Source organism: Streptomyces himalayensis subsp. himalayensis (assembly GCF_013778455.1).
Taxonomy (GTDB): domain Bacteria; phylum Actinomycetota; class Actinomycetes; order Streptomycetales; family Streptomycetaceae; genus Streptomyces; species Streptomyces himalayensis.
Map to the genome: position 1 here is coordinate 383,059 of NZ_JACEHE010000005.1, position 10,913 is coordinate 393,971.

Genomic DNA, 10,913 nt, shown 5'->3' on the forward strand with positions numbered 1-10,913 from the left:
AGGGCGCCTTGGTGCCTACTCGTGTCAACTGGGCTGGTTTGCTCCGCCGGTCAACACGAGTAGGACGCACCCCTGCCCCAGCGGGTATCCGCTACGCCACCGCCCTCGCCGCCGCCCGCCCCGCCGTTCGGCCCGAGAAGAGGCAGCCGCCGAGGAACGTGCCCTCGAGGGAGCGGTAGCCGTGGACTCCGCCGCCGCCGAAGCCGGCGGCCTCGCCCGCGGCGTACACGCCGGGCAGAGGTTCGCCGCCCTCCGTCAGCACCCGCGACGACAGGTCCGTCTCGAGGCCGCCGAGCGTCTTGCGGGTGAGGATGTTCAGGCGTACGGCGATCAGCGGGCCCGCCTTGGGGTCGAGAATGCGGTGCGGGGTCGCCGTGCGGATGAGCTTGTCGCCGAGGTAGTTGCGGGCGCCGCGGATCGCGGTCACCTGGAGGTCCTTGGTGAAGGGGTTGGTGATCTCGCGGTCGCGTGCCGTGAGGGTGCGCCGCAGCTGCTCCTCGTCGATCAGCGGTTCCTCGGTGAGGGCGTTCATGCCGCGTACGAGAGCGCCGAGATCCTTCTCGACGACGAAGTCGACACCGTTGTCCATGAACGCCTTGACGGGACCGGGGACGTCGGCGCGTGCCCGCCCGATGACGTCGCGGACGGACTTGCCCGTCAGATCCGGGTTCTGCTCGGAGCCGGAGAGCGCGAACTCCTTGCCGATGATCTTCTGGTCGAGGACGAACCACGTGTGGTCGAACCCGGTCTTCATGATGTGCTCGAGAGTCCCCAGCGTGTCGAAGCCCGGGAAGAGCGGCACCGGCAGCCGGTTGCCGCGCGCGTCGAGCCAGAGGGACGAGGGGCCGGGCAGGATGCGTATGCCGTGCTTGCCCCAGATGGGGTTCCAGTTCTCGATGCCCTCGGTGTAGTGCCACATGCGGTCGCGGTTGATGAGGCGGGCGCCCGCCTTCTCGGCGATCCCGAGCATCAGGCCGTCGACGTGCGCGGGAACACCGGAGAGCATCTTGGCGGGCGGCTGGCCGAGGCGCTTCGGCCAGTTGGCGCGTACGAGATCGTGGTTGCCGCCGATGCCGCCGGAGGTGACGATCACGGCCTGGGCCCGGAGCTCGAAGGAGCCGGTGACCGCCCGGCCGCTGGCCTGGCCGCGCTCGATGTCCGAGGGCTCCAGGATCTCGCCGCTGACCGTGTCCACCGCGCCCGCGCTGCGCGAGAGGCCCGTCACGCGGTGGCGGAACCTCAGCTGCACCAGCCCCCGCGCGACGCCTTCCCGTACCCGCCGCTCGAACGGCGCGACGAGGCCGGGGCCCGTTCCCCAGGTGATGTGGAAGCGCGGTACGGAGTTCCCGTGCCCGTTCGCGTCGTAGCCCCCGCGCTCCGCCCAGCCCACGACCGGGAAGAAGCGCACACCCTGACCGTGCAGCCAGGCCCGCTTCTCACCGGCCGCGAAGTCGACGTACGCCTCGGTCCACTTCCGCGGCCAGTGGTCCTCGTCACGGTCGAAGGCGGCCGTGCCCATCCAGTCCTGGAGGGCCAGCTCGTGGCTGTCCCTGATACGCATGCGGCGCTGCTCGGGCGAGTCGACGAAGAAGAGGCCGCCGAAGGACCAGTGGGCCTGGCCGCCGATCGACTGCTCGGGCTCCTGGTCGAGGAGGATGACCTTGCGCCCCGCGTCGACGAGCTCCGCGGTCGCCGCGAGCCCGGCGAGACCCGCCCCGATCACGATCACATCTGCGTCGTAGGCCATGAGCCCCGTCCCCTCCTCGAATATCAGTGGGCGACATTCTTACCGGTCGGTCGGATCTTCGGGAACGGACGTGACCGAGTCTTGGGGAACGGACATGACCGAGTCTTGGGCTGGACGTGACCGAGCCAACTGCGGGGCGCCGGGAGGAGAGCTATCGTCAGGCTGGTACCCCGGCACGGCCGTGACGCGCCCGTGGCCGGATCCGAGTCTTGAGGTGCTGCGTGTCGGTTCTGGTTCTCGTCCTCGCCTTGTCAGCGGCCTGCTGCCTGGGCCTCGGATACGTCCTGCAGCAGAACGCGGCGCAGCACGCCCCGCTGAGCGACTTCCTCTCGCCTCGCCTCCTGCTCGACCTGATGCGTATGCCGCGGTGGCTGGCCGGGATCGGGCTCATGGTCTGCGGCATGGTGCTGGGCGCGTTCGCTCTGGGCAATGGCGAGCTGTCCCTGGTCGAGCCCCTGCTGGCGACGAACCTGCTCTTCGCGATGGCCCTCTCCCGCCGGCAGACCGGGCAGCCGCTGGGCCGCCAGGGCTGGGCGGGTCTCGCTCTGCTCGCGGGCGGCGTGACGGCGTTCATCCTGGCGGGACAGCCGACCGGAGGTGACGACGTCGCCGGTCCGCTGCGGCAGTGGCTGATCATCGGGCTGATGGTCGCTGCTGCCCTGGTGCTGACGGTGTTCGCGAAGCGGTCGTGGCTCAGTGCGGGGCCGGCCCTGCTGGCGGCGGCGGCCGGAATCCTGTACGGCGTGCAGGACGCGCTGACCCGGGTGAGCGGGCAGCGGTTCACGGAAGGCGGCTGGCTCTTCCTCTTCACGGGCTGGCAGCCGTACGCCGTGCTGGTACTGGGCGTCGTCGGGCTCATCCTCGTCCAGAGCGCCTTCGAGACGGCTTCGCTGCGGATGTCCCTGCCCGCGTTGACGGCCGCCCAGCCGCTGGCCGGCATCGCGTGCGGGGTCGGCTTCCTCGGCGACCAGCTGCGCACGGACGCGGGCGCACTGGCGTGGCAGGCGGCGGGTCTTGCCGCGGTCGTCGCCGGCATCGTGCTGCTCGGAATCCATCCGGCCATGCCGCGGGGCGGGGCGCCGGTGGAGCGCGTACCGGATGTGCAGCCGAGCTGAACAGCAGCCCACCCGAGTGGTGAGAGCCTGAGAAGATGCCGCTGTGAGTGACGCCATGAGTGCCGCGGACGAGCTGCTTGACATCGTCGACGAGGACGACCGGGTCGTGGCGCAGGTGCCGCGCGGCGAGGCGTATGCGCTTGGTCTGCGGCACCGCTGCGTGTTCATTCAGGCGCGGGACGCCGAGGGACGGATCTTCGTGCATCGCCGTACGCCGACGAAGCTGGTCTTCCCTTCGATGTACGACATGTTCGTCGGCGGGGTCGTGGGGGCGGGCGAGTCGTACGACGCGGCGGCGCTGCGCGAGGCCGAGGAGGAGCTCGGCGTCTCGGGGCTGCCGCGCCCTGTGCCGCTGTTCAAGTTCCTGTACGACGGTGGCGACGGGCAGAGCTGGTGGTCGTCCGTGTACGAGGTCCGCTGCGAGCTGCCGGTGAGCCCCCAGGTCGAGGAGGTCGCCTGGCACGGCTTCCTCACCGACCCCGAGCTGGAGCGGCGGCTCAGCAAGTGGGTGTGGGTGCCGGACGGTCTGGCGGCGTACGAGCGGCTGAAGGCGTATCGGGCGGGTCGCCCGAGCTGAGTGGCCCGCCGGAGCACCGGCGGCCTGTCCGCTCCCCGGTAGGGTCCTGCGCGTGATCGAGTTCGTACGGAACCTCCGGCTCTGGTTCGTCCCCCAGGCCATCCGGGAGGAGGGCCGGACGCCCGACTACCGGTTCTCGCTGGCCAACGAGCGCACGTTCCTCGCGTGGCTGCGCACCGCGCTCGCGCTCATCGGCGGCGGCTTCGCCGTGGATCAGTTCCTGCCGGACCTGCGGTGGGCATGGCGCGTGGGGCTCGCCCTCGCGCTGCTCGCGGCCGGGGTGCTGTGCTCGCTGCGGGCGGTGAACCACTGGGTGCGCTGCGAGCGGGCCATGCGGCGTGGCGAGGACCTGCCGGTGTCGCGGTTCCCCGCGCTGCTGAGCCTCGCCGTCGCGGTGGTAGCGGTGGCGATGGTGGTGGTCGTGCTCGTCGGCTGGGAAGGATGACCGGCCCGTCCGGGGCCCGGGACCCGGGGCTGCAGCCGGAACGTACGAGGCTCGCGTGGCGGCGTACGACGCTGGCCTGCACGGTGGCCGCGGTGCTGGCGGCCCGGACGACCCTGCACGGCGGTCCCACCACGATCGGGGTGGTGGCCTGCGCCCTCTGCTTCCTCGCGTGGCTGGGGTTCCTGGCCCTGGCCCATCGCCGGATCCGCGCGCTGGCGGGGGCGCCCCCGGCTCCGTTGACGCCCCGGCATGCGGTCGCGGCCGCGGCGTGCACGCTGGCCCTGGCGGCATTCGCGGCGGCGGTCGTCCTGTGACACCGCGTCAGGACGCTGACACGCCTCACGACGCTGACACGGCTCACGACGCTGACACGGCCTTACGACGCCGACGCGGCCTTACGACGCCGACGCGGACCTGCGAATCTGGTGTCGTCCACGACTCTGGTGCCGCTGCCACGAGAGCGAAACGGATCACGTTCCGCTCCACCCCTGGACTACATACCGACCGGTCGGCATCATTCTGTGGTGTCCTTGGGAACGCATCCCGCCAGCCGCGCACGGAGGAGCGAACGATGAGCTCAGACCACCCCCCAGGCCTCGATCTCGGCCGGCTGCGCCAGCGGCTGGACAGAGATCGGCCCGGCCTGGTGAGCGGTCCGCTGACCGGCCGGCTGATCGAGGGCGGGCGGTCCAACCTCACGTACGCGGTCTCCGACGGGGCGGCGAAGTGGGTCGTGCGCCGCCCGCCGCTGGGCCATGTGCTGGCGACCGCGCACGATATGAAGCGCGAGCACCGGGTGATCAGCGCGCTGTATCCCACGGCGGTGCCGGTGCCGCGGCCGGTGCTGCTGTGCGAGGACGAGGACGTGGTCGGCGCGCCCTTCTACGTCATGGAGTTCGTGGACGGCACCCCGTACCGCACCGCCGAGCAGCTCGCCCCGCTCGGCCCCGACCGGACCCGGGCCGCGGTGCTCGGGCTCGTCGACACCCTCGTCGAACTGCACGCCGTGGCTCCGGCCGACGTGGGCCTTGAGGACTTCGGGCGGCCCGAGGGCTTCCTCGACCGGCAGCTGCGCCGCTGGGGCAAGCAGCTCGACGCCTCCCGCAACCGCGAACTGGCCGGGATCGACGAACTGCACGCCGCACTCGGCCGCGAGCTGCCCACATCGCCCGCCCCGACGGTCGTCCACGGCGACTACCGGCTGGACAACGTGCTGATCGGCGCCGCGAGCGAGCCGAAGGGGCGCGCCGGTGTTGAGAGGGCGAACGCGCGGAGGCCCGAAGGGCTGAGCACGATCGGCCTCTCGACACCGGCTGAAAGCGCCCCGGAGGCGAGCGAGCCAATAAAGGGTGACGACGAGATCAAGGCGATCCTCGACTGGGAGATGTCCACCCTCGGCGACCCGCTCACCGATCTGGGTCTGCTGGTGATGTACAGCGTCCCGCTTCAGACGCCCGACTCCCCCGTCAGCACGACCGCCACGGCGGCCGGTCACCCGGACCCCGCCGAGCTGATCGAGCGGTACGCCGCGCGCTCGGGGCGCGACGTGTCCGCCGTCTCCTGGTACACGGCGTTCGCCTGGTTCAAGCTCGCCGTGATCCTCGAGGGCATCCACTACCGCTACACGCTGGGCCAGACGGTCGGCGCCGGGTTCGACCGCATCGGCGACCTGGTCCCCGTCTTCATCGAGCACGGCCTCACCACCCTCCAGGAAGGCTGACCAAGACCATGGACTTCGCATTCGATGCGCGTACGGAAGAGCTGCGGGGCAAGCTGCTGGCCTTCATGGACGAGTTCGTCTACCCGGCCGAGGCGATCGCAGAAGAACAGCGCACACGGCTCGCCTCGCCGTGGGACACCCCGGCGGTCGTCGAGGACCTCAAGGCCGAGGCCCGCAGGCGGGGCCTGTGGAACCTCTTCCTTCCGGACGAGGAGTACGGCGCCGGGCTCACCAACCTCCAGTACGCTCCCCTCGCCGAAATCACCGGCCGCTCCCCCCATCTGGCGCCGACCGCGCTGAACTGCGCCGCCCCGGACACCGGCAACATGGAGGTGCTCGCCCAGTTCGGCGACGAGCAGCAGAAGAAGCAGTGGCTGGAGCCGCTCCTCGCGGGCGAGATCCGCTCCGCCTTCGCGATGACCGAGCCCGAAGTGGCCTCCTCCGACGCCACCAACATCACCACGCGCATCGAGCGGGACGGCGACGAGTACGTCATCACCGGCCGCAAGTGGTACATCTCGGGCGCCATGAACCCCGACTGCAAGATCTTCATCGTGATGGGCAAGACCGACCCGGACGGCCCGGACATCCGCCGCCAGCAGTCCATGGTGCTGGTGCCGCGCGACACCCCGGGCCTCGAGATCCGGCGCGCGATGCAGGTGTACGGGTACGAGGACCACTACCACGGGGGCCACGCGGAGGTCGTCTTCGACCACGCGCGCGTGCCGGTGTCGAACCTCATCGGCGAGGAGGGCGGCGGCTTCGCGATCGCTCAGGCGCGGCTCGGCCCGGGCCGTATCCACCACTGCATGCGGCTGATCGGCATGGCCGAGCGGGCGATCGAGCTGATGTGCAAGCGGGCGGTGGCGCGTACGGCGTTCGGCAAGCCACTCGCCCAGCAGGGCGTCGTCCAGGAGTGGATCGCGGACGCGCGGGTCGCCGTGGAGCAGCTGCGGCTGCTCGTGCTGAAGACGGCCTGGCTGATGGACACGGTCGGCAACAAGGGCGCTCACACCGAGATCCAGGCCATCAAGATCGCGACACCGCGGGCGGTCGTGGACATCCTCGACCAGGCGGTGCAGCTGCACGGCGCGGGCGGCGTGAGCCAGGACTTCCCGCTCGCCGAACTCTGGGCGGCCGCACGGACGCTGCGGCTCGCGGACGGACCCGACGAGGTGCACCAGCGGTCGCTGGCGCGGCGCGAGCTGAAGCGGTACCTCTAGCCAGACGTACGTGAGCCCCCCGGCCGTCCGGCTGGGGGGGCTCAGGGGCTCAGGGGCTCAGGCGCTCAGGGGCTCTCTACAGCGATTAGTTCTGCACAGCGTTCTGCACAGCGATGAGTTCTGCAGCGGTCAGCTTACGGCCGCAACGCCCGCAGCAGCAGGTCCGCCAGGTGGTCGGCGACCTCCTGCGGGCCGAGCGGTCCGTCCGGCCGGTACCACGTGGACAGGTGGTGCACGGACCCGAAGTGGTAGTCGACCACCAGGTCGGCGGGCGTCGCGGTGGAGAACACCCCGCTCTTCTGGCCCTCTTCGACAAGAGCCCGGAACCGCTCGTGGTAGCGGCGCCGCTCGGCCCGTACCTGCTTGTTCTTCTCGGGGCTCAGGTGGTGCATGGAGCGGAAGAAGATCGCCGCGTCGTCGAGGTTCTCGATGGTCGTGACCACGACGTCGGCCGCGGCGTCGCGCAGTCGCTGCTCGACCGGTGCGTCGGTGTCCGCCACGGCGTCGAGGCGCTCCTGTTGGACGCGGAGCACGCGCGCGTACACCTCGTGCAGCAGGTCGTCCTTGGAACCGAAGTAGTGGTAGAGCGCACCCTTGGTGACCCCGGCCGCCTCGACGATCTCCTGCACCGACGTACGGTCGTAGCCGCGTTCGGCGAAGAGCCGGGTGGCGGCGGCGAGCAGCCGCCGCGGGACGGGCGTGCCGTCTCCGTCCGTCGTCCTGGGCACTGCCGCCACCTGCCTTTCCGTGTCGTTGCGCGCGGGGCGTCACGCGTCCCCTGGTCCGGAACGCACATCCCGCGAGAGGATCTTCCCACTTGCCGACTCCGGCGTGTCGGGCAGGACCCACCGCACGCGGACCGTTTGCTCTGCCGCACGCGGACCGACGAACCCGCCGCACGCGCGGAACAGCCGTCACTGCCCGGCCGCCTCCCATTTCTGCTGGATGTGGTTCATGCTCGTCAGCCAGCGATCGGGCTCGGCGGCCCGCAACCGGTAGTACTCGGCAACCTCGCGGTGCGGCAGGATCAGAAAGCGGTCCTCGGCCATGCCCGCGAAGAGGGCGTCCGCGACGTCATCCGGCTCGATCGCCGTGGGAGCCAGCACGAGTTCGCCGGCCGATCCGGAAGCGGTGAGCATGTCCGTGCGTACGCCCTGCGGGCAGATCGCGTGGACCTTGATGCCGCGGTGCCGGTACGTGAGCGAGAGCCACTCGGCGAAGGCGTACGCGCCGTGCTTGGTGACGCTGTAGGGCGCGGCGCCGACCATGGTGAGCAGTCCGGCGGCGGAGACGGTGGAGACGAAGCGGCCATCGCCGCGCTCCAGCCAGCCGGGGAGCAACTCCCGGGCGGCGCGCACATGAGCCATGACGTTGACGTCCCAGGCGGTGGCCCACACCTCCTCGTCGGCGCCCTCCGTGCCTCCGGAGGCGAGCCCGGCGTTGGCGCAGTAGACGTCGACGGTGCCGCCCAGTGCGTCCCGTGCGTCCGCCACGATCGCGGACGCGTCGCCCGGCAGCGCGATGCCGCCGAACTCCTCGGCCACGGCCTTCGCCTTCACGGGATCCAGGTCGTTGACCACGACGCGCGCCCCGGACGCGGCGAATCTGCGTGCCAGCGCCGCCCCGATGCCGCCACCGGCTCCGGTGACGACGACTCCCGACCCCTGCAGGGTGTCCACCATCGGTCTCCCTCGACTCGACTGCGAAGTACAGACTAAGCAGTCGGTCAGGAGGAACGGAAGGGGTATGGGAAGAGGGAACGCCGCTCCCCGCTGCCGGGAACGCCCTGTTCCCGGCGAACGGCATGCGCGCTAGCGTGCGAGGCCATGCGATCTTCCGCGATCACTCAGAACACGGAGGTAGCACCATGAACCAGTCCAGACGCAACGAGTCCAGACGCGACCTGTCCAGACGTGACGTGTCCAGACGCAGCCTGCTCGCCGCAGGCTCGGCAGCGGGAGCCGCAGCCGTCGCAGGACCGCTGTCCGCCGGACCGGCCGCCGCGGCGGAGGGCGGCCGCCCGCTGCGCACCGGCTTCGAACAGCTGGCCGCCGACGGCTACGCGCTGCTGGACGGCGAACGGGTCGGCATCGTGACCAACCCGACCGGGGTCACCCGCGGGGGCACCGGAAGCGGGGGCGTACGCCACATCGTCGACGTGATGCATGAGGACGAGCGCGTCAACCTGATCGCGGTCTTCGGGCCCGAGCACGGCTTCCGCGGGACGGCGCAGGCGGGCGGCTCGGAGGGCCGGTACGACGATCCGGCGACCGGACTGCCGGTGTACGACACGTACCTGAAGAGCGGGCGGCCGCTGGCCGACATCTTCACCGCGTCCGGTGTGGACACGGTCGTCTTCGACATCCAGGACGTGGGCGCGCGCTTCTACACGTACATCTGGACGCTCTACGACTGCATGGAGGCCGCGCAGCTCGCGGGCAAGCGGTTCGTGGTCCTGGACCGCCCGAACCCGGTGACGGGCCGCAGCGCCGAAGGGCCGGTCCTGCACAAGGAGTTCGCGACGTTCGTCGGCCGGCAGCCGATCTCGCAGGCGCACGGGATGACGGTCGCGGAGCTCGCGCGCCTGTTCAACGGCGAGTTCCTGGGGACGCCGGTTCCGCTGGACACCGTGCTCATGACCGGCTGGAAGCGCACCGAGTTCTACGACACCTCGGGGCTTCCCTGGGTCCCGCCGAGCCCCAACATGCCGACGCCCGACACCGCGCTCGTCTATGCGGGGGCCTGCCTCTTCGAGGGCACCAACCTCTCCGAGGGGCGCGGCACGACGCGCCCCTTCGAGCTGCTCGGCGCGGAGGGCATCGACCGCCGCTGGGCCGAGTCCGCGAACGCCCTCGAACTGCCGGGCGTGGACTTCCGCGAGGCGTACTTCGCGCCCACGTTCTCCAAGTTCCAGGGCAAGACGGTGGGCGGCGTGCAGATCCATGTCCGAGACCACGCGGCGTACGACCCGGTGCGCACCGGCATCGCGCTGCTGGTGACCGCGAAGCGGGTGTGGAGCGGCTTCGCGTGGCGCTCCGACAACTGGATCGACAAGCTGACGGGCAGTACGCAGGTCCGCACGATGATCGACGCGGGAGCGGACACGGACGAGGTGGTGGCGGCCTGGCAGAGCGAACTCGCGGCGTTCCGGCGGGTGCGCGCCGGTTATCTGCTCTACCGCTGACGCGCCCGTACGGGACCGGGCTCACGCGCGCGTGGCGGGCCGTTGGTGGCGACAGGCGCCGTGCGGCGGCGGACCGTACCTCCCAGGCCCGCCGCCCCAGGTGCGCTACCGATGGGCCGGGAACTCCACGACCTGCTGGTACGTCGGGCGGTTCTGCCACTGGATCGCGCGGTGCTTGATGCCGCCGAGGGGGCGATGGACGATCGCGTCCGCGCACCACTGGTCGCCCGCGTCGCAGCTGTCGTCGCCCGGGTAGACCTCGGTCGCGGGCTTGGCGGCGGCCCGCGTGAGCGTGTCGGTCAGCACGCCGCGGCAGGCGTCGAGTGCCCCGTCGCCGCAGTAGGCACGGCCGAGCGCGCCCTCCACGGGCTCCCCGAGTACCTTCCTCAGGTCCTTGTCGACGTTGCCCCACCATCCGTACTGGAACGCGGAGCCCGCATGCCCGCCCGTGGGACCGTGGCTTGCGGACGGCGACTCGTCGACCGTGAGCTGCGCGGTCAGCGCGTCCCACAGGTCATCGCCCAGGCCCGGCTTGAACTGGGCGTCCACCAGCAGCGGCCACCAGGCGTCCATGATCCGCACCGCGTCGGTGTGGGCGTACGTGTGCGAGCCGGCCGAGGTCTCCTTGCGCTGCGCTCCCGCCGCCCGCCAGGACTCCAGCTGCTGCACCGCCCTGGCGAGCGCGGGATCGCTGATGGGTGCGGAGCGCAGCACCTTCAGCAGCTCCGGGAGCACCTGTTCGCCCCTCAGATCGGTGACCGCCGCGTCGGCCATCGCCCGGGTGAGCGAGGCCCGGGTGACCCCGCCCTTCTCGACGAGCTTCTTCACGCGCCCGTCGAGGAGATCGCCGCGATGGACGGCCCCCAGGCTGAAGTTGGCGGCGCTGTAGTCCTTGGCCTGCT

Annotated in this window: 11 protein-coding genes; 7 read left to right on the forward strand and 4 right to left on the reverse strand. The window is 71.1% G+C overall.

The window, feature by feature from the left end; genetic code table 11:
• Window positions 1-91: 91 nt before the first annotated feature.
• Window positions 92-1,747 (reverse strand): FAD-binding dehydrogenase, encoded by a 1,656-nt coding sequence (locus tag H1D24_RS11760; protein WP_181657374.1) that lies wholly within the window; start codon window positions 1,745-1,747, stop codon window positions 92-94.
• 221 nt (window positions 1,748-1,968) lie between these two features.
• Between H1D24_RS11760 and H1D24_RS11765 the strand changes: the two genes are divergently transcribed.
• The 6 genes from H1D24_RS11765 (at window position 1,969) to H1D24_RS11790 (ending at window position 6,827) form a co-directional block, all read left to right on the forward strand.
• Entirely contained in the window at window positions 1,969-2,862 is an 894-nt protein-coding gene (locus H1D24_RS11765) for a DMT family transporter (RefSeq protein WP_181657375.1), read from the forward strand.
• A gap of 55 nt (window positions 2,863-2,917) precedes the next feature.
• Window positions 2,918-3,439, forward strand: coding sequence for an NUDIX domain-containing protein (locus H1D24_RS11770; protein ID WP_181657418.1), 522 nt, complete (start codon window positions 2,918-2,920; stop codon window positions 3,437-3,439).
• 52 nt (window positions 3,440-3,491) lie between these two features.
• Entirely contained in the window at window positions 3,492-3,884 is a 393-nt protein-coding gene (locus tag H1D24_RS11775) for a YidH family protein (protein WP_181657376.1), read from the forward strand.
• Window positions 3,881-4,198 (forward strand): DUF202 domain-containing protein, encoded by a 318-nt coding sequence (locus tag H1D24_RS11780; RefSeq protein ID WP_181657377.1) that lies wholly within the window; start codon window positions 3,881-3,883, stop codon window positions 4,196-4,198. The genes H1D24_RS11775 and H1D24_RS11780 overlap by 4 nt, the downstream gene beginning before the upstream one ends.
• Window positions 4,199-4,455: 257 nt before the next feature.
• Window positions 4,456-5,604 (forward strand): phosphotransferase family protein, encoded by a 1,149-nt coding sequence (locus H1D24_RS11785; protein ID WP_181657378.1) that lies wholly within the window; start codon window positions 4,456-4,458, stop codon window positions 5,602-5,604.
• A gap of 8 nt (window positions 5,605-5,612) precedes the next feature.
• Complete coding sequence (locus H1D24_RS11790; protein WP_181657379.1) at window positions 5,613-6,827, forward strand: acyl-CoA dehydrogenase family protein; 1,215 nt, start codon at window positions 5,613-5,615, stop codon at window positions 6,825-6,827.
• Window positions 6,828-6,961: 134 nt separating this feature from the next.
• Here H1D24_RS11790 and H1D24_RS11795 read toward each other — a convergent pair whose 3' ends face one another.
• The gene (locus H1D24_RS11795) at window positions 6,962-7,555 is read right to left on the reverse strand and encodes a TetR/AcrR family transcriptional regulator (protein ID WP_181657380.1); all 594 of its coding nucleotides are present in this window, start codon (window positions 7,553-7,555) and stop codon (window positions 6,962-6,964) included.
• A gap of 186 nt (window positions 7,556-7,741) precedes the next feature.
• Window positions 7,742-8,509 carry an SDR family oxidoreductase gene (locus H1D24_RS11800; RefSeq protein ID WP_181657381.1) on the reverse strand — a complete coding sequence of 256 codons (768 nt, stop codon included), beginning with the start codon at window positions 8,507-8,509 and terminating at the stop codon, window positions 7,742-7,744.
• A 185-nt stretch (window positions 8,510-8,694) separates the two neighbouring features.
• On the opposite strand from H1D24_RS11800, the gene H1D24_RS11805 reads away from it, so the two are divergent.
• A complete protein-coding gene (locus H1D24_RS11805) occupies window positions 8,695-10,011 on the forward strand; it encodes an exo-beta-N-acetylmuramidase NamZ family protein (RefSeq protein WP_181657382.1) in 1,317 nt (438 codons plus the stop codon).
• 105 nt (window positions 10,012-10,116) lie between these two features.
• Here H1D24_RS11805 and H1D24_RS11810 read toward each other — a convergent pair.
• Window positions 10,117-10,913: penicillin acylase family protein (locus tag H1D24_RS11810; protein ID WP_181657383.1), on the reverse strand; the 797-nt coding region annotated here is incomplete at its 5' end.